Genomic DNA, 19,786 nt, shown 5'->3' on the forward strand with positions numbered 1-19,786 from the left:
TATGTTATAATCCTCGTATTGCTTAAAACAAAGGAAGAATGAAAATATGCATCAAACGACTACTTTTAAAGAAAAAATAAGACTCTTTATGATTATACTGATTCCGATTCTAATCACGCAAGTAAGTATGTATGCGATGAATTTTTTTGACACGATTATGTCTGGTCAGGCAGGCGCCAGCGATCTTGCAGGAGTGGCAATCGGATCAAGCTTGTGGGTACCGGTACAAATGGCGATTGTCGGTATCCTGATGGCGATGTCCCCTATCGTAGCACAGTTAACAGGTGCTAAGGAAGAAGCAAAGATACCTTTCACCGTGCAACAGGGAATTTACCTCGCAATTGGCCTTGGTATCATTGTCACTGTTGTTGGATTGTTTCTAATTGATCCTATTTTATCTTTAATGGATTTAGAATCCCGTGTTCAACATGTAGCTAAATACTATATTCTTACTATAGGGACGGGTATGATTCCGTTATTCGTCTATAACCTTATTCGATCATACATCGACGGCTTAGGACATACAAGAATTTCAATGGCGATTGTACTAGTCTCTTTACCGGTCAATATTTTGCTAAATTATATTTTTATCTTTGGTAAATTTGGTGTCCCAGAGTTCGGCGGCATTGGAGCGGGTATTGCATCTGCTTTAACTTTTCTGGTCAATCTTATTCTATCGATATGGATTGTCCATTATGTCCGTCCGTTTCGTGATCACCGGATCTTTCATAAGCTGGTAAAACCTTCTGTATCAGAGTGGGCCTCACAATTACGAATAGGAATTCCAATTGGATTTTCCATCTTTTTCGAAGTCAGTATTTTTTCAGCGGTAACCTTTATGCTGAGTGCATACAGCACCAATACGATTGCTGCACACCAGGCTGCTATTAATTTTGCTTCGTTTCTATATATGATTCCGCTCAGTATAGCTATGTCTTTAACGATTGCAGTCGGCTTTGAGGTAGGTGCCAAACGTTTCCGCGATGCGCGCACCTATTCTTATATGGGAATTCTATCTGGTATCGTCATTGCTTTTCTCGCAGGTGGGATTATTTATCTGCTTGATGATCAAGTGGCAAGCCTTTATAGTGATCAAGCGGAAGTCATTTCTTTAACGAAGCAGTTCCTTTATTATGCGATATTCTTTCAATTCGCAGATGCGGTCGGAGCTCCTGTTCAAGGTATTTTACGCGGATATAAAGATGTCAACATTACCTTCTGGATGTCACTTGTTTCTTACTGGTTGATCGGCTTGCCAAGTGGTTGGCTATTTGCCAATTACACCGGACTCGATGCATTTGGCTACTGGCTCGGATTAATTGTCGGGTTATCAGCGGGAGCCATCACTTTATTTGGACGGATGTATTATTTACAACATAAATTAGCAAAAGGTGCAGCTATTAAATAGCTGCACCTTTTCATTTTCTTATGATTGATAAATAAAATAGTCGAAATCAGCATACTTATTCTGTCCGGTTAAATCCTGACAATGCATCCCGACAAACGCTCCTGTAAAGAAGCCACCACCCTCTATATAATCATCAGAAATTTTGTAGGCATATAAATCTACAGGAATGTCATTCCATGTTTCTCCGTCAAACGAATACGCATACCGATATGTATGAACGTTGACATTCACGCGCAAGTATACATAATCCACCTTGTCTGGAACAAGTATTTCATTACCTTTTAACGGTTGCGTCATATTACCTTTGTCACATGTCATCAACTCTATCATTCGCCCTTTTTCTTCATGCCAGGTTAACTGACAAGTTGTCCAATGGCCAGTATTGTAATAATTAGCGAGACCAGCTGATTGCTGAAAATCATCTGGTCGAAATGATAGCTTTGTTTCTGCTTGGAATGTAAAATGCTGCCATCTTCTTGCTATGAAGGACTGGGTAAACAAAGAGGTTAATGATTCCCTGCCATACAGACGCAAATGCCCAGGCCTCTCTGTCAAACTAGCAATCTTTCCTTCTAATGGAATTCGCAAACTTTGAAAATGGAGATTTAATTGTGTTTCATTAAAATCATCCTTTACTGGAATATCGGGCTCCCACATTACTTCCTCCAGCTGCGGACCATCAATTTCGACAGAAGGCTGATTTCCTCCCACAACATACGGCCAATCACCTTTCCACTCCAGTCGTTGAATCGCTGTTTCTCTCCCTAATGGGCAAAAACCTCTCGGATCGAGTAATGGCTGATCATCCTTGGGTAATACCCTCCCAGTTAAATGCACCAGAAACCATTCATCTGTCTGGGTATGAACAATCGAGGCATGGCCTGCTTTTTGTAAATCATTTTCAGGATATGGCCATGACGTGATTAATGGATTATCAGGATGAACTTCGTATGGACCCGTCAATTCGCTTGCACGTGCTATCGTTGCACAATGTTCAAATCTGGTACCACCTTCTGCTGTTAATAAATAATAATAACCATTCCATTTATACAAATGAGGTGCCTCGGTTAATTTTCTATTTGTTCCTTTAAAAATAAGTTGCGGTTTACCTGTTAACCTTTTTTCTTCAGGATTATATTCCTGTAACACAATACCATTAAAACTATGATTACCATCACGATGATCCCATTTCATGTTAACAAGGTATTTCTTACCATCATCATCATGAAAAAGGGATGGATCGAAACCTGAACTGTTTAAATAAATCGGTTCCGACCATTCCCCATCAATCTCGGTCGCCGTCACTAAATAATTATGGCCATCCTTCCAGGAACCACTCACTACTTTCAGATCAGAATAAATTAAATAAAATAGGCCATCATGATACGATAATTGTGGCGCCCAAACACCCCCTGAGTCTGGATTGCCTTTCATGTCTAACTGACTGACTCTGTTCAATGGTCGTGCAATTAATCGCCAGTTCTTTAAATCTTTGGAATGATAAATTCCTACTCCAGGGAACCATTCAAACGTTGACACCGCAATGTAATAATCATCATCAACGCGGCAAATACTTGGATCTGGATTAAAACCGGTTAAAATTGGATTTTGTATTTTCATAAACATACCACCCACCCTTGAAAGCGTTTTATTAACTCTGGATACAGTATAGCATGAATCGGCCACAAAGTATAACCGTTATACTAAGTGTTTTTGATATTTTATAAACAAGGTCAATTTTTAATTAATAATATCTTTTTATAAGGAAATTATTTCATGCAACTAATTGGTTACTTAACCTTGACACGCAACCAATCAGTTGCTTATAATTGAGCTATGAATGGGAACATGGACTCTATCTTCAAAGCACTTAGTGATTCAACTCGAAGACTAATATTAGACGAATTATCCGAACGTAACGAACTGACATTGTATGAACTTACAGCACGTCTTATAATGAAGCACGATCTATCCATTTCGAGACAAGCAATAGCAAAACACCTTGCTGTATTAGAAGATGCTGGACTCGTTATATCAAAACGACAGGGAAAATATCGAGTCATTATCTTTAACAATGAACCACTTAAAAATTTATTAGATAGGTGGGTGGATTAAGTTACACGAAAGCTGATAATCCTTAAAATTTGATATTATACACTAAAGGAGGCAACTATTATATGGATATTATTGTTACCAGTATATTCGTAGAGGATCAAGACAAAGCACTGAATTTTTATACGGAAACCCTCGGCTTTGTAAAGAAACATGACGTTCCTGCTGGAGGGGCAAGATGGATTACTGTCGTTTCACCAAATGAACAAAACGGTACAGAGCTCTTACTCGAACCTAATGGACACCCAGCTGCAAAAGAATATCAAGAGAAACTATTCGCAGACGGCATCCCTGTAACGATGTTTGGCGTAGAAGCTATTCAAGAGGAGTATGAACGTTTACTAAAAAATGGTGTGACGTTCACAATGAAACCAACAGATATGGGCGATATCACGTTAGCCGTATTTGACGATACATGTGGCAATCTCATTCAAATCATACAGCAGTAACGCTACGCACTTAGCTTCCTAGATACAAAAGTTCAAAAGTAGCCTAACTTGGAAAATATCCCGGGGCTTTGCAAGTCACACTCTATATGCCAAATTGCTAACATATAAGAAAATCCAGGAAAGCCCACCCTGTCCTAACCAACAAATAATATACAACTACCTATAATATGGATTATGTAAACATAAAATGTATTGCAAAATGGTCATTTTGATATAGATTATCTGCTTAGCAAAGCTCCGGAAATAGGCTCCGCGTCCTGTGGGCACGGCTTCAGCTAGGCTACTACTTGAATAGCATCTTTGCTTCCTTGTGCCGAGGAAGCCTACTTCAAAGCGATACTAGTAGACACAGGCACAAATGAAGTGGATCTTCAGCTCGCGCTGAGGCATGAGGAGTCTCCGCCTATTTCCTACGCTTATGGGAAGTGCTACAACGTATGGAACAGCTAAAAGCAGTGGTTCTAGGCATTACGTTATTCATTCAATTCCTGTTATAAATGAATGCGGTCAATATGCTAGCAATTCCAAAAGTTGTAGAGCCCTCATTCAAGCGTAGGCCAACCACGTAGACTCCCGCGGGACTGGCAGGTGCTGGAGATCCACTTTGTGAAGCGTTCTTCTTCACAAAGTTAGCTTCAGCCGTGCCCCGCAGGACGCGAAGTGGTTGGCCAGAGCGGTATGCCAGCACTTGAAACATTTCAAAATCACCGTATTGCTAAGGCCGTTTGTTTACATAATCCATATTATAGGAACTCAACTTCAAACTCTATAAGATTACTGCTGTGACTACACTTATATGCTTTCTTAAGTGATAAAAAAATCAGGTGTTGAAATAAACACCTGATTTTTCACTATATTATAAGAATAAGCCAGCCATTGTAGCTGATAGTGCGGAACCTAATGTGGCACCTACTAACAGCTTCATACCGAATTTTGATACGGTTGCACCTTTTTCACTGTCGATCCCCTGAACGGTACCGGCAATAATTCCAATAGAACTGAAGTTAGCAAAGCTAGTTAAAAATACAGTAACGATACCTACTGTTTTTTCAGAAAGCTCTCCGACAAGCGGCTGTAACTCAAGCATTGCCACGAATTCATTGGTAATAATTTTCGTTCCCATAATACTTCCTGCTTGTAACAATTCACCTGGTGCAATTCCCATCAGAAATCCTAACGGGTACAGCACATAACCTAATACCTCTTGTAATGTTATTCCTGCAAATACAGCAGCGAATACCCAATTCACTAATTCCAGTGCTGCAATAAATGCGATAAGCATTGCTGCTACGATTAAGGCAATTCGGCCACCGTCCAATGCACCATTCCCCATAGCTTCAAACAGACTTTTTGCTTCCGATACGTCTTGAATATCAACATTATCGTCTTTTTTGTCAATTTTGACCGGTGCAATCATCGAAGCAATGATTAAAGTACTAAACATATTTAATGGCACAGCAACTAATACATACTGCGCAGGCAGCATCTGTAAATAAGCACCAATAATAGATGCGGACACAGACCCCATCGCCGACGCACTTACAATATATAAGCGATTGTTGTTTAAATGATGAAACTGTGATTTAATTGCTAACAATGCTTCTGATTGGCCAAAAAACATACTGTTTACCGCGTTAAATGATTCCACTTTCGGCAGACCGGTAATTTTGGATAAAGCCCAGCCGAAGTATTTAATAATGAGCGGTAGTATCTTTAAGTAAGTAAGTACAGATAAAAGAGTGGCAAAGAAAATAATGATCAGCAGTACATTAAAGAAAAACACGGTAGAATTTTCTTCAATTGAAATACCACCCACTACAAAGTTAACACCTTCCATCCCAAATTCGATTAGTTTATTAAACACATCCGAAATAAAGTTAATAATTGCCTCACCGATCGGTGTTTTAAACATAAACCAAGTTGTAACTAATTGTGCCAACAGCATGATGCCGATGCCTTTAAAATTAATATCTTTACGATTATTCGACATAGCAAATGCGATAGCCAGTACAAGTGCAATAGCAATTAGTCCCAGTACAATCCCCACACCATTTCCTCCCTTATGTTTGTCTTATTATGTTTACATTACCCTTAAGAATAAATATTAATCTAATATTTCCTATTGATAATGAATAATTAACCCATCAGTGATAGTACTATAAATCATGTAGTTGTTGCAACTGTTTTTAGGAATTATAAGGCATCAAAAGATTGGGCTACTTTAACTAACTGCTCCTTAGAAATATTAGATTCACTTGGCCGGTAAATAATTTGGTACGTAATATCATCTTTTTCCCATTTTAACGTTTTGGAATAAGAGTGATCCTGATAATAACCCTCTAATGAATCATTCAGTGCAACGGATTCAAAATCAGCTTCCGCCTCTTTCAACTCACCATTTATCAGTTGTATGGTAAAGATATCATTAGCGTTCGTAAAAATTGTGATATCAAAAGCTTGGTTATTCAGATCTTTAAAATAGAAACTGTCGGTAACAAGTATATCGGCTACTATCGGCACAAAAGAAGGTAATTCGGGATTAAAATTCAACGATTGAACAGCTTGTTCCACTTTGTCTTTCTCATATGTATAGTATCCTTCAGGTACCGCTGATTGGGCATTACAGCCAATTAGCAGAAAAAAAGTCATCATTGCTGTCATTGTGTATAGCCAATATTTCATACTTGTCTTCCTCCATAATTAGGTTTCTTGTTATATATTAGACGATAGCTCTCGACAAAAAGTTTCAGTCATTTCCTTCTTTTTACATAATATGTGTTCTTTCCGCTTTGATTATAACATCTATTTCTGATTAATTGGGCTTACATTCTTAAATCATCTAATTTTTTTAGCATCTTGCTATTAATATGTCTTATGACGTTTGAAATAATACAGTTCATAAAATAAATACTGCTATAATTTCAATTTCCCTCCATGACAGTTGTTACGTATAAGAAAAACCGGGCATAAACCACCCGGTCCTAATTGACTTAATTAATAAACAACTTCCTATAATATGGATTATGTTAACAAAGGCTGTATTTCAAGATGGTCATTTTGATATATATTATCAGCTTAGCAAAGCTCCGGAAATAGGCTCCGCGTCCTGTGGGCACGGCTTCAGCTAGGCTACTACTCGAACAGCATCTTTGCTGCCTTGTGCCGAGGAAGCTTACTTCGAAGCGATACCTGCAGACACAGGCACAGACCAAGTGGATCTTCAGATCGCGCTGATTCCACGGGAGTCTCCGCATATTTCCTACGCTTGAGGGAAGTGTAATAACTTATGTAACAGCAAAAAGCAGTGGTTCTTTGCATTTTTCAATAGCTAATATATATGCAGGAAATCAATATGCTAGCTCTGACAAAAATTGTAGAGTCCCAATCCGAGCGGAGGCCAACCACGTAGACTCTCGCGGGATTATGCAGGTGCTGAAGATCCACTTTGTGAAGTGCCTTTCTTCACAAAGTTAGCTTCAGCCGTGCCCCGCAGGACGCGGAGTGGTTGGCCGAAGCGGTATCCCAGCACATTATATAGCTCAATATAGCTGCGTGGCTAGCGATGGCTAGTATACATAATCCATATTATAAGAACCAATTTTATTTTAGACCTTTATTTACTTCCGTTATTCATCTTCATGACAATGATTATATACTTTTTCGTCTTATCACAAAAAAACGTCGATGCTATTTAGCATCGACGTTTTCTTTATGGAAGAAATGTTTCATTGCGTAGAATACATCTTCTTTGCTACGCAGAACATATTGTTTGAACCGCGGGTGATCGACATCTTTAAATGCTTGCATAAGTGTTGAATAACGATTATATTGATTAACCTCTCCATAGCAGAACATACTCGAATCTTCTAATAATGCTTGCACAGCCTCTATCGATCTTCTATTATCAGAAGTTAGATTATCACCATCTGAAAAGTGAAATGGATATATATTATATCGACTAGCAGGATATTTTTTCTCTATCAAATCTAATGCCTTACGATAAGCAGAAGAACAAATTGTTCCGCCACTTTCCCCTTTTGTAAAAAATGATTCTTCATCGACAACTTTCGCCTCGGTGTGATGAGCAATAAACTCTACATCCACTGTTTCATATTTTTGTCGTAAAAATCGGACCATCCAGAAATAAAAACTGCGTGCTACATACTTCTCGAACTGACCCATGGAACCACTCGTATCCATCATCGCAAGCACAACTGCTTTTGACTCCGGTTTTTCGATGTTATCCCATGTTTTAAAACGTAAATCATCTGGAAAAATCGGATTAAAAGAAGGTTTTCCTTCTAATGCATTTCTTCTGTAGGACGCGAGCATTGTTCTTTTTTTATCAATGTTTCCAATGAGACCTTTTTTACGAATATCACGAAATTCAACATCTGTAATCGTAATATTATCCTGTTCTTTCTCCATCAAATTGGGTAATGCCAATTGTGAAAAAAATGTCTCTTCTACTGTCTCAAAGTCTACTTCCGCTTCATAATAGTCAGTTCCAGGCTGATCTCCTGCTTTCTCACCTTTTTGTCCCTTTTGCTGTTGTTGTTGTGGGTCTTGTGCAACGACATCTCCTACTTCGCTTTCTCCGTCTCCTTGCCCGACATGTTTATTTTTGGACTGACTATAACGAATCTTATATTCGTCAAGGGATCGAATCGGGATTCTGATAATTTCTTTTCCTCGAGACATAATGATGTTTTCTTCACTCACAATATCTGGCAGCTTCTTTTTGATAACTTCTTTTATTTTGTCTTGATGTCGTTTCTGGTCATCAAACCCTTTTCGATGGAGGGACCAATCTTCCTCAGCAATTACAAAGTTTACATCAGCCATTAAATCCCCTCCTCGCTTGTATTATTTTATTGTATGCAAGCAATAGGAGAATGATTAAGTATTTTTGTCAGAAATTTTTAATAATATTTACATAAGCATTGGTATAATTAAGCGTATTGCGCGCTACAGAGCAGTATTCTCTCTAAATTGTAGTGTGAGAATATTTTTGTTAGATACTAGGCACTGTTGATTCATTGATAGATTAACTACCAAACCACTTGCAATCTATGTACTTCTTACACTTTTACAACTGGATCATAGGCTGTATTGCATAAACCGTATTATCAGTTGTTTTAAATTAATTCACACTTATTAATTAATCCATCCGGTCCTAACTAACATAAATAATATACAACTACCTATAATATGGATTATGTAAACTAGCCATTCCTTGCCAAGTATCCATATTGAGATATTTAATGTGCTGGGATGCCGCTTCGGCCAACCACTCCGCGTCCTGCGGGGCACGGCTGAAGCTAACTTTGTGAAGAAAGGCACTTCACAAAGTGGATCTTCAGCGCCTGCCTGTCCCGCGGGAGTCTCCGTGGTTGGCCTACGCTAGAATTGGGACTCTACAATTTTTGGTAGAGCTAGCATATTGATCGTATACATATATAATAGTTATTGAAAAATGCCTAGAAACACTGCTTTTTGCTTTTCCATGCGTTGTAGTACTTCCCTTAAGCGTAGGAAATAGGCGGAGACTCCTCATGCCTCAGCGCGAGCTAAAGATCCACTTCATTTGTGCCTGCGTCTGAAAGTATCGCTTCGAAGTGAGCTTCCTCGGCACAAGGCACCATGGAAGTAATTCAAGTAATAGCCTAGCTGAAGCCGTGCCCACAGGACGCGGAGCATATTTCCGGAGCTTTGCTAAGCAGATTAAATATATCAAAATGACCATTCTGCAATACAGTCTTTGTTTACATAATCCATATTAGGGAACTAAGTTCATGTTCAACATATTACTGCTGTGACTGCACTTTTACACTATAAAAATAGCACTTACCTGTTAAACAGGTAAGTGCTTGGTATTAACCTTCTAGCAATAAATCATATGGATCTTCTAGTAATTGTTTCACGCGTACAAGGAATTGTACTGCCTCTTTACCATCTACGATTCTGTGGTCGTAAGATAGCGCGATATACATCATCGGACGAACTTCGATGGAATCGTCAGGCATTACCATTGGGCGTTTTTGGATGCTATGCATTCCAAGGATACCAACCTGTGGTGCATTTAGAATTGGAGTCGATAATAACGATCCAAAAATACCACCATTAGTGATTGTAAAAGAACCACCTTGTAGATCACTAATTTGTAATTCTTTATTTTTCGCTTTTGTTCCGAGATCAGCAATTTGTGATTCGATACCAGCGAAATCTAAACGGTCGGCATCTCTAACAACTGGTACAACAAGTCCATCATCAGTAGAAACCGCAATACCGATGTCATAGAATTTCTTCTTCACAATTTCATTTTCTTGAATTTCAGCATTTAAGTATGGAAATTCTCTTAATGCACTGACAACAGCTTTCGTAAAGAATGACATGAAGCCTAGTTTAATGCCGTGTTTTTCTTGAAATTTATTCTTACGTTCGCCACGAAGTTTCATAACAGCTGTCATGTCTACTTCATTAAAGGTTGTCAGCATTGCCGCATTATGTTGTGCATCGACTAGACGATTAGCAATCGTTTGACGACGACGAGTCATTTTTTCTCGTTCTACTGGCTTATCAAACTCTTGTTTTTGATTAGAATTGGAAGCGGCTGGTTTTTTATCAGCATTTTTCTTGCTATCTTTTGCTTTCGCTGCTTTTTCCACATCTTCAGGGCGAATACGGCCAAGTGGATCAGCAGCTCTAATTTCCTGCAGATCAATACCTAATTCTCTGGCACGTTTTCTTGCAGCAGGAGATGCTACAACCTCACCTTTTTTACTTTCTTTTCCTGAATCAGACGCAGGTTGTTTCTTTTCTTGCTTCGGTGCTTCCTGCTTTTCTTCCTGCTTTGGTTCTTCCTTAGCAGGCTCTTCTTCTTTCGGAGCGTCCTCAGATTTACCAGATGCATCTCCGCTTTCATCGATTTTGGCGATGACTTCTCCTACTTCTACATCGTCGCCTTCTTCTCTTACAAATTCAGCAATAACACCTGAAAAGTCTGCGTTTACTTCCACATTTACTTTATCTGTTTCCAACTCACAGATCGGGTCACCTTTTTCAACGGAATCACCCTCACTGACAAGCCATTCTGCGATCGTACCTTCTGTAATGGATTCTGCTAATTCTGGGACCTTAACTTCTTTCATTGGTTTCTCCTCCTTCAGATAGCTCTAATGCTCTTTTAATGATGCGTCTTTGTTCTGTTTTATGAATATGTGGATCACCAACTGATGGCGAAGAACGCTCACAGCGCCCAACATAGTGCAATGCAAGTTCTGTATCTTCCACCATTCGGAAAAGAAGCTCTTTGACGAAATTAAATGCACCCATGTTTCTTGGTTCTTCCTGTACCCACACAATTTCTTGAAGGTTCGGACAACCATCGATCACTTCCTGAATTTTCTTTTCAGGGAACGGATAGATTTGTTCGAGACGAATGACGTGAATATCCTGATATTGATCCTGATTTGAACTCATTTTCTCTTCAATATCAACCATCACTTTACCTGTACCGATTAAAAGTCGCTTTGCTTTTTTCGATGTTAATTCTAAACCAGGCTGTGGAATCATTGGTTCGAATTTTCCGTTCGTAAATTCTTCGATCTTCGATACTACACGGGGACTGCGCAGTAAGCTTTTCGGCGTTAAGACTACTAACGGTCTTGCAGCTTCACTATCCACTAATGCTGCCTGACGTCTTAACAGATGGAAGAACTGAGCACTGGTTGTGACGTTGGCAACAATCCAGTTATTTTCTGCTGCCATTGTTAAGAACCTTTCCGCTCTTGCGCTGGAATGCTCGGGTCCTTGCCCTTCATAACCGTGCGGCAACAACATCACCATGTTCGAACGTTCATCCCATTTCGCACGTCCTGCTGCAATAAACTGATCAAAAATGACTTGACCTGCATTGGCAAAGTCACCAAATTGCGCTTCCCAAATAACAAGCGTTTTCGGTGCTTTTACACTATATCCATATTCAAAGCCTAATACTGCCGCCTCTGATAAAGGACTGTTATGAATATCAAACGTAGCCTTCGCTTCATCAAGCCCATGCATTGGACAATACGTATCACTGCTGTCTACGTCGTGTAACATAAGGTGACGGTGAGCAAATGTACCACGTTCAGAATCCTGTCCCGTCATACGGATCGGGATTCCATCCTGTAAAATCGATGCATAAGCTAAAGCCTCTCCTACAGCCCAATCTGCTTTGGCTTCTTTCTCAAACGTATTATGACGCTTTGATAGGATTTTTTCGAGCTTCTTAAAGGATTGAAAACCGTCTGGCCTTTTCAAAAGACCTTTATTCAAAGATAATAGTAAATCCTTTGGTACGGCTGTCTCAATGTCACTCAAACCTTGACGCAATGCTTGCGGTACCGGCATTGCTTCCGGATTTTCATTGACACTTTCCGTCATATCATCATAAATACCCTGCAATTTATTGAAAACAGCTTCTTGCATTTCTTCAAAAGTTTGTTTCGTGACGATATTTTGTTCTTGTAAACGATTGGCATAAACCGATGCACAAGTAGGATGCTTATCAATTGATTTGTATAACTTCGGCTGTGTCGCACGTGGTTCATCCATTTCATTATGACCGTATCGGCGATAACCAACCAAATCAATTAATACATCCTTTCTGAATTTTTTACGGTAATCATACGCTAGCATAGCTGCAGAAATACACGCTTCCGGGTCATCTGCATTCACGTGAATAATTGGCACTTCAAAGCCTTTCGCTAAATCACTGGCATATCTGGTAGAACGACCTTGACGCTGACCTGTCGTAAACCCTACCAGGTTATTTGCGATAATATGAAGTGTTCCACCTGTGCTGTAACCAGCTAGCGAACTAAGGTTAAAGGTTTCTGCCACTACACCTTCGCCAATAAATGCAGCATCTCCGTGTATCAATATACTAAATGCTTTATCGACGTTCTGTTCAGGTTTTCCTTTTTCGAAACGAAAATCTTGCGCTGCTCTTGTAAAACCTTCCACAACCGGGTTAACAAACTCCAAGTGGGAAGGGTTATGTGCTAATGTTATTTTAGTTGGAGATGGCTTCTCTTCACCGACATCGCGTTTTGCACCAAAATGATATTTAACATCACCCGTCCAACCATATGTAATGGCTCTGGATCCTGGTGAAGATGGTACTAATTCCTTATCTGCTGATGGATGAAACTCTGAGAATAATTTGTCGTATGGTTTACCCAGAATAGAAGTTAATACACTTAATCTTCCTCTGTGCGCCATTCCCATTAAAATCTCTTCTGTTTCATCATAAAAGGAATTCTGTACGATGCGGTCTAAAATTGGCACCATCATTTCCAAACCTTCAATTGAAAAACGTTTCTGTGCAACAAATGTCTTGGCTAAGAAATTCTCAAAGCCTTCAACATCGACAATTTTCCCTAATAATTGTTTCTTTTCTTCATCTGAGAACGGAAAACGATATTTACCTGACTCAATATTTTCTTGGAACCATAAACGTTCAAGATCATTATTCACATGATCATATTCAAACGAAATCGTTCCTGCATATTGATTCGTTAAATGTTCGACTACATCTTGAGCCGTCGTAATTCCTTGGATATTCTGATCCCATACCCAATCTGCCGGAATCGCTTCCAAAACGTCTTTACTAAGATTGTAATGTTTCGGGTCGACCAGCGAACTATCCGTATGGATACCAGAGCCTACGGGATAGATTTCTGCCTTCAAATGTCCATAACGACGAATGGCCTCAACAAGTTTGATTGCTGAGGTTAAATGTTTGGCACTTATTTCAGACGATAAGCTCTTTCCACTTGCTACCTCTGCTTGTTGACCTTCTGTAATTTCGGTTGGTGCGCCGTATTCATCGAACATTTCTTTCAAGGATGGATCAACTGAGTCTTTGTTTTCCAAATAAAGCTCATACTGTTCTTGTACGTAACCCATGTTTGGGCCGTAAAACTTTTTCCAGAATCTCTCACTGGATTCCTGCTGTGTCACGTCTTATACCCCCATTAGAAGTCACTTTCTCCTACTTAACTTAACTCCCATCCAAATCTTGTAATGATTAAATCATTACACCAATAAATATAACCTATTTTAGGTAGGGAAACAACATATAAGTCCGGATAAATTCAATTCTTTTTGGAAAAGTTTATCATTCTACCATAATTGCATGAAATAAGCGTGATTTTGCGTTAAATAATACAATCCGGTCGTTTAAAAGAATCAAATTATCCAGACAGTATAGCTAGGAAAAATAACCTTGAAAAACGAGCGCGCAAGCCCCCAAGGAAATGACCTGGTCACGTTGCTCTTCCATCGTAAACGTTACAGGTTCTCGTTCGAACCTTTTAATATGCTGCTTCGCCGTTTCTATGATTTTTTGATAATACGGTTGATAGTGTATGGTGAGTTCACTATTCAATACCACTTTATCTGGATGTAAAACATTGACCATGTTCGCAATTCCTATTCCGTACATAAAAGCGGAATCAGAAACAGCCGCTTGAACTATCGTGTCTCCTTGCTCCAACGCCACTAACAATTGATCCATGGTATCTTTTTTTTTGTCAGTGTCCAGAAATGCCCGGCCATGGTATTCCTGATAGCGGCGGTTCACTTCTTTTAGCAAATAGTCATAGGAAATCAACGTTGCAAGGGAAGTCCCGTTTTGTACATCTATAATCATTTCACCAAAAGAGCTTGCATCACCTGTTCTGTTATGAATCATCGAGCCGTTGGATACTACACCACAGCGTAAACCTCTGCCACTAATGCAATACAAAATCGTATCCTGACAGTTTTGTCCACTCATCAACGCAGCTAAATTCGCACCATTTTCGATCTGGATTGTATCAATATTTACTTTTTTCCTTAATTCACTAACTAAAGGTATATGATGCCACCCCTCTGCAATAAAAGCATCCGGTTCCAGAATCATTCCTTCTATTCTGTCGATCGGCCCTACAGTACCGATTCCAATCCCGAGCACCATGTCATTGGAAATATCATGTTTATCCAATAAATACTTTATTTGTTTCGCTAATAGTGAAATTGTATATGCCGGTGTATGTTTATCGTTCATTTTAAAAGAATAGTGATCAATATCACTAAATTTGCAATTGGCCAGCGTTAACGTAGTTTTCGTACGCGACAGGTCGATACCGATAATGTAGCCCGCATCCGGATTTACCTCAAATACAGCGGGAGGCCTTCCGCCAGATGACGCTCCAAAGGTCCTGAATTTAATGATTTTTTCTGAAAGCAATTGCTCTAAATGACGGGAAACTGTTGTCTGTTTCATCTTTAACTGCTCTACCAAGTTCGCTTTCGTAGATGAACCATGCTGATGCAAAAAATAATATATTTGCTTCATTGTTATGTATTTTGCAGATGATTGTTGTAAAAAATTCTTTAACACATGACTTACTCCTTTGCACACATCTTAAATTAGGTTTATAAATAGGCTACCACGATACAGCACAATCTGCTAGTATAATCAAAGGTGAATGATAACGGCTGTCTTGTCACATAACGTCGATTATGGTTTACTTTTTAGGATAGGTATTGTTTACAGGGAGGGTATTTTGATGAAACATGACTTGGATAATCGATTTAAAATCGCAAATCGTGAAGCCATCATTGGTATATGTTTAGTTCTGTTTAATTTCATCTGGTGGTTTGCTTTTGCCTATGGACTAGGCAGCAAAGAGCCTGAACAATATACATTTATTTTAGGTTTTCCGGCTTGGTTTTTTTACAGCTGTATCGTTGGGGTTATCCTGATGATGATACTGGTTAGTATTGTGGTGACATTTTTCTTTAAGGATTTTTCGTTAGATGATGAGGAGTATGATCGGTTATGAATCTTGCAGCAACTATTACATTATTCGGTGCACTTGCCTTAATATTTTTGGCAGGGTTATTGGTGAGCAGAAGCAATCAAAGCAACACTTCCTTTATGGAGGACTATTACTTGGGAGGACGTCGTTTAGGCGGATTTGTCCTTGCGATGACGATGTCTGCCACATACGGAAGTGCGAGCAGTTTTATCGGAGGGCCTGGTGTTGCATATAACGAAGGACTGGGCTGGGTACTGCTTTCTGTGATCCAGGTGGCTACCGGTTATTTCACCTTAATGATTTTAGGAAAAAGATTTGCCATTACTGCTAAAAGATATAAGGCCATTACGATGGTTGATTTTTTGAAACATCGATATCAATCGAAATGGGTCGTCTTATTGTCCTCATTCAGTATTGTTATTTTTTTATTTTCCACGATGGCGGCACAATGGATTGGTGCTGGACGGTTAATTGAATCGATTACAGGATTATCCTATCATACGGCTTTACTTATATTCGTGGTGACTGTGCTTCTCTATGTTACACTCGGTGGGTTTCGCGCTGTTACTTTAACCGATTCTATTCAAGGAAGTATTATGGTTGTCGGTACCATTATTCTGTTAATTGCCATCATTATTTCTGGTGGTGGTATCTCAGCTATCATGAATGATTTACAAACTGAAAACCCGAACCTGATCACCCCTTATGGTGCGGACGGTACCTTGTCACCGTTATACGTATCATCGTTTTGGATTTTGGTCGGTGTAGGGATTGTCGCATTACCGCAAATAGTAGTACGAGCAATGTCTTATCAAAATACGAGAGCCTTTCATCGGGCGCTTGTCATTGGAACAATCGTTGTTGGGGTAATTATGTTAAATATGCACTTAATCGGTGTATTTGCTCGTCCGATCTTGCCTGATATTGAAGTGGCGGATACGGTTATTCCGTTAATTGCACTCGAAGTATTACCTGGCTGGCTGGCAGGTATTGTACTAGCCGCTCCATTGGCAGCCATTATGTCCACCGTCGATTCTTTACTCTTATTGGTCAGTTCGACGATTGTTAAAGATATTTACAGTAATTATATCCAGCCCAAAGCGCCAGTGAACAGAATTCGAAAAATCAGCATGACTGTAACAGCTATACTAGGCGTAATCGTGTATTTAATTGCAATCCACCCGCCTGATTTAATCATCTGGTTAAACCTGTATACTATTGGCGGTTTAGAAGCTGCGTTTATTTGGCCGGTAGTAATGGGGATCTATTGGAAGAAAGGCAATAAATACGGCGCAATCGCTGCGATTATAACTGGTATGATATCTTATATCGCATTCCAGGCATTTTATCCACAGCCATTCGGTATGCACTCTGTTGTATCATCCATCATACTATCCTTAATCGCATACGTACTAGCAAGCTACAGCGTGAAGGATAAACAAACAGTTTCCGATTCACTCGCATAAGTTCGTCGCGCTTCTTCATTGCTAAAAGTTTATACTTTTCTACAGTGAACATACACCAAAACAAAAACATCCCCAGCCTGCACACACAGGACTGCGGGATGTTTTTTAAGTTTAGCGATTTAACAAGCTTCCAACATAGCGTAATAAATCATTAGCAGATTGAGATGTATAGCCATATTCTTCGACTAAGGTTGCAACTACTTCGTTCATTTTCTTCAGTTGCTGCTCATCTGGTGTTTTCGTGGAAGTCGTTATTTTTACGACATCCTTCAGATCTGCAAACAGTTTTTTCTGAATCGCTTCGCGTAAACGTTCATGGGATTGGTAATCGAATTTTTTGCCTTTTCTTGCATAGGCAGAAATACGAATAAGGATTTCTTCACGGAATGCTTTTTTGGCATTTTCGGAAATACCGATTTGTTCTTCAATGGAACGCATTAACTTTTCGTCCGGATGCATTTCTTCCCCAGTTAATGGATCCTCGATTTTTGTTTTATTACAGAAAGCTTCCACATTATCAAGGTAATTATTCATTAACGTTTTGGCAGACTCCTCGTACGAATACACAAATGCTTTCTGTACTTCTTTTTTCGCAAGTTCATCATATTCTTTACGCGCTACTGAAATAAAATCAAGATAATCTTCCTTCTGTTCCTTCGTAATGGACGGATGGTCATCTAAGCCATCTTTTAAGGAGCGGAGTACATCCAGTGCATTAATGGCTTCCATTTCTTTACGAATGATCGTCGAAGAGATTCTATTAATAACATAACGAGGATCAATACCCGTCATCCCTTCATCCGAATATTCTTTCTTCAAAGCACTGACATCCTGATCACTAAAGCCTTCTACGTCCTGATCATTATACAAATATAATTTTTTCAGCAAACTGATATTACTTTGCTTCGATTCTTTCAGTCGTGTCAGAATCGTAAACATTGCTGCAATTTTTAGTGTGTGAGGAGCAATGTGCACCTCTTTAATATCACTTTCTTTAATCATTTTTTCGTAAATTCGTTCTTCCTGATCTAATTTCAAATTATAAGGAATTGGCATCACAATCATACGGGAATGCAGTGCTTCGTTCTTTTTATTCGCGATGAACGACCTGTATTCTGATTCATTCGTATGCGCCACAATCATTTCATCGGCTGATATCAAGGCAAATCGTCCCGCTTTAAAATTCCCTTCCTGTGTAAGAGAAAGTAAATGCCAGAGAAACTTCTCATCACATTTTAGCATCTCCTGGAATTCCATCAGACCGCGGTTGGCTTTATTCAATTCTCCATCAAAACGATAGGCGCGAGGATCTGATTCCGATCCGTACGTTGCGATCGTGGAGAAATCAATCGAACCTGTTAAATCAGCAATATCCTGTGATTTTGGATCAGATGGACTGAATGTACCAATGCCAACTCGATTATCTTCAGAGAAAAAGACACGTTCTACCATCACATCTTCTATTCTGCCATCATAGTCCTCTTCTAATCGTAAACGGTTAAGTGGTGACAGATTTCCTTCTATACGAATGCCGTATTCTTCTTCAAAATCTTTTCTTAAGTGCTGCGGAATAAGATGCAAAGGATTTTCATGCATCGGACAGCCTTTTATAGCATAAACTGCTCCTTGATCCGTTAAGGAGTACTCCTCCAGTCCCCTTTTAAGCAATGTTACTAATGTGGATTTACCACCACTGACAGGTCCCATTAACAGCAAGATTCTTTTTTTGACATCTAATCGTTTAGCAGCTGGATGAAAATATTCTTCCACTAATTTCTCTAGTGCTTCTTCTAATCCGAATAATTGATCACTAAAAAAGGCATATTCCCTTACTCCATTGTCATCTGTCACACCTTGATCTTTTATCATTTGATAAATTCGAGAGTGTGCTGACTGAGCAAGATAAGGCTTTTCTTTCAACAACTCCAAATACTGTGAAAAAGTGCCTTCCCATTTTAGTGCATGCTGGGTTGTTCTATATTCTTGCACCTTCCGTAAAATATCCATTCCATGACCTCCCAGTTAAGTAAATCTTCTGTTGCCCCTCAGGACAAACAAGATAGTAGATTCAAATGTTGTTATTTTTAAATGTATGTACACCCACCGTAAAAAATGAATATAAAGTGAGACTTTGATCGGCGAGGGTTCTTGCCCCACCGTCATTAGCGAAACTTATCAGGGTGTTAGCGGCTGTTTACTCCCTCTCGTGATACCCAAAGCTTGAAGCGGGAGTCTTACAGACGGTTAGAACAAAGGCGCAAGCGCCCGTTTAGAGACGTAGCGAGTGGAGCGAATCAACTGAGATAAAGGAATCACGGTGAGCTTGCGAATCGATGATGACTTATCGTAGGGCGATTTCGCGAAGTCGCCTAGTCTCTGGGCGCTGGAGCCGGACGTGGCCGTTTCTGTCAGCGAACATCATATAGCCCAAAATTTATACTTTCTTGACTTATAAGAAAAACCGGTTATAAACCACCCGGTCCTAGTTGACTTCATTAA

Annotated in this window: 13 protein-coding genes; 5 read left to right on the forward strand and 8 right to left on the reverse strand. The window is 39.4% G+C overall.

From position 1 onward, the window contains the following. The first annotated feature begins 46 nt into the window (after positions 1-46). Positions 47-1,408 (forward strand): MATE family efflux transporter, encoded by a 1,362-nt coding sequence (locus MUN87_RS07300; protein ID WP_244747049.1) that lies wholly within the window; start codon positions 47-49, stop codon positions 1,406-1,408. Between the two features lie 18 nt (positions 1,409-1,426). Here MUN87_RS07300 and MUN87_RS07305 read toward each other — a convergent pair whose 3' ends face one another. Beyond that, a complete protein-coding gene (locus tag MUN87_RS07305; protein ID WP_244747050.1) occupies positions 1,427-3,028 on the reverse strand; it encodes a glycoside hydrolase family 43 protein in 1,602 nt (533 codons plus the stop codon). Positions 3,029-3,244: 216 nt separating this feature from the next. Here MUN87_RS07305 and MUN87_RS07310 point away from each other — a divergent pair, with 216 nt between their 5' ends. Together MUN87_RS07310 and MUN87_RS07315 are read left to right on the forward strand one after the other, a co-directional pair. After that, positions 3,245-3,523, forward strand: coding sequence for an ArsR/SmtB family transcription factor (locus MUN87_RS07310; RefSeq protein ID WP_244747051.1), 279 nt, complete (start codon positions 3,245-3,247; stop codon positions 3,521-3,523). A 62-nt stretch (positions 3,524-3,585) separates the two neighbouring features. Continuing rightward, on the forward strand, positions 3,586-3,969 hold the full coding sequence (locus tag MUN87_RS07315) for a VOC family protein (RefSeq protein WP_244747052.1): 384 nt from the start codon (positions 3,586-3,588) through the stop codon (positions 3,967-3,969). A gap of 856 nt (positions 3,970-4,825) precedes the next feature. Here the strand turns inward: MUN87_RS07315 and MUN87_RS07320 are convergent. The 6 genes from MUN87_RS07320 to MUN87_RS07345 form a co-directional block, all read right to left on the reverse strand. Beyond that, complete coding sequence (locus MUN87_RS07320; protein WP_244747053.1) at positions 4,826-6,016, reverse strand: NupC/NupG family nucleoside CNT transporter; 1,191 nt, start codon at positions 6,014-6,016, stop codon at positions 4,826-4,828. A gap of 146 nt (positions 6,017-6,162) precedes the next feature. Then, positions 6,163-6,651 (reverse strand): DUF4367 domain-containing protein, encoded by a 489-nt coding sequence (locus MUN87_RS07325; protein WP_244747054.1) that lies wholly within the window; start codon positions 6,649-6,651, stop codon positions 6,163-6,165. A gap of 1,005 nt (positions 6,652-7,656) precedes the next feature. Further along, complete coding sequence (yhbH, locus tag MUN87_RS07330; protein WP_244747055.1) at positions 7,657-8,814, reverse strand: sporulation protein YhbH; 1,158 nt, start codon at positions 8,812-8,814, stop codon at positions 7,657-7,659. Positions 8,815-9,845: 1,031 nt separating this feature from the next. Continuing rightward, on the reverse strand, positions 9,846-11,120 hold the full coding sequence (odhB, locus tag MUN87_RS07335; protein ID WP_244747056.1) for a 2-oxoglutarate dehydrogenase complex dihydrolipoyllysine-residue succinyltransferase: 1,275 nt from the start codon (positions 11,118-11,120) through the stop codon (positions 9,846-9,848). Further along, positions 11,107-13,977: a 2-oxoglutarate dehydrogenase E1 component gene (locus MUN87_RS07340; RefSeq protein ID WP_255840639.1), complete on the reverse strand. Its 2,871-nt coding sequence runs from the start codon at positions 13,975-13,977 to the stop codon at positions 11,107-11,109. The genes odhB and MUN87_RS07340 overlap by 14 nt, the downstream gene beginning before the upstream one ends. A gap of 250 nt (positions 13,978-14,227) precedes the next feature. Next, positions 14,228-15,400 (reverse strand): ROK family transcriptional regulator, encoded by a 1,173-nt coding sequence (locus MUN87_RS07345; protein WP_244747057.1) that lies wholly within the window; start codon positions 15,398-15,400, stop codon positions 14,228-14,230. A gap of 169 nt (positions 15,401-15,569) precedes the next feature. On the opposite strand from MUN87_RS07345, the gene MUN87_RS07350 reads away from it, so the two are divergent. Further along, on the forward strand, positions 15,570-15,845 hold the full coding sequence (locus MUN87_RS07350; RefSeq protein WP_244747058.1) for a YhdT family protein: 276 nt from the start codon (positions 15,570-15,572) through the stop codon (positions 15,843-15,845). Next, positions 15,842-17,287 (forward strand): sodium/pantothenate symporter, encoded by a 1,446-nt coding sequence (gene panF, locus MUN87_RS07355; protein WP_244747059.1) that lies wholly within the window; start codon positions 15,842-15,844, stop codon positions 17,285-17,287. Before MUN87_RS07350 ends, panF begins: the two co-directional genes overlap by 4 nt. A gap of 111 nt (positions 17,288-17,398) precedes the next feature. Here panF and MUN87_RS07360 read toward each other — a convergent pair whose 3' ends face one another. Then, complete coding sequence (locus MUN87_RS07360) at positions 17,399-19,294, reverse strand: PrkA family serine protein kinase (protein ID WP_244747060.1); 1,896 nt, start codon at positions 19,292-19,294, stop codon at positions 17,399-17,401. Positions 19,295-19,786 lie beyond the last annotated feature (492 nt).

It is taken from the genome of Gracilibacillus salinarum (genome assembly GCF_022919575.1).
In the GTDB taxonomy this organism is placed as follows: Bacteria; Bacillota; Bacilli; order Bacillales; family Amphibacillaceae; genus Gracilibacillus; species Gracilibacillus salinarum.

What these genes read in the sequence shown, in the direction of transcription:
- MUN87_RS07300 (WP_244747049.1), top strand. Translation starts at nt 47, where the DNA reads ATGCATCAAACGACTACTTTTAAAGAAAAAATAAGACTCTTTATGATT.
- MUN87_RS07305 (WP_244747050.1), bottom strand. Translation starts at nt 3,028, where the DNA reads ATGAAAATACAAAATCCAATTTTAACCGGTTTTAATCCAGATCCAAGT.
- MUN87_RS07310 (WP_244747051.1), top strand. Translation starts at nt 3,245, where the DNA reads ATGAATGGGAACATGGACTCTATCTTCAAAGCACTTAGTGATTCAACT.
- MUN87_RS07315 (WP_244747052.1), top strand. Translation starts at nt 3,586, where the DNA reads ATGGATATTATTGTTACCAGTATATTCGTAGAGGATCAAGACAAAGCA.
- MUN87_RS07325 (WP_244747054.1), bottom strand. Translation starts at nt 6,651, where the DNA reads ATGAAATATTGGCTATACACAATGACAGCAATGATGACTTTTTTTCTG.
- yhbH (WP_244747055.1), bottom strand. Translation starts at nt 8,814, where the DNA reads ATGGCTGATGTAAACTTTGTAATTGCTGAGGAAGATTGGTCCCTCCAT.
- odhB (WP_244747056.1), bottom strand. Translation starts at nt 11,120, where the DNA reads ATGAAAGAAGTTAAGGTCCCAGAATTAGCAGAATCCATTACAGAAGGT.
- MUN87_RS07350 (WP_244747058.1), top strand. Translation starts at nt 15,570, where the DNA reads ATGAAACATGACTTGGATAATCGATTTAAAATCGCAAATCGTGAAGCC.
- panF (WP_244747059.1), top strand. Translation starts at nt 15,842, where the DNA reads ATGAATCTTGCAGCAACTATTACATTATTCGGTGCACTTGCCTTAATA.
- MUN87_RS07360 (WP_244747060.1), bottom strand. Translation starts at nt 19,294, where the DNA reads ATGGATATTTTACGGAAGGTGCAAGAATATAGAACAACCCAGCATGCA.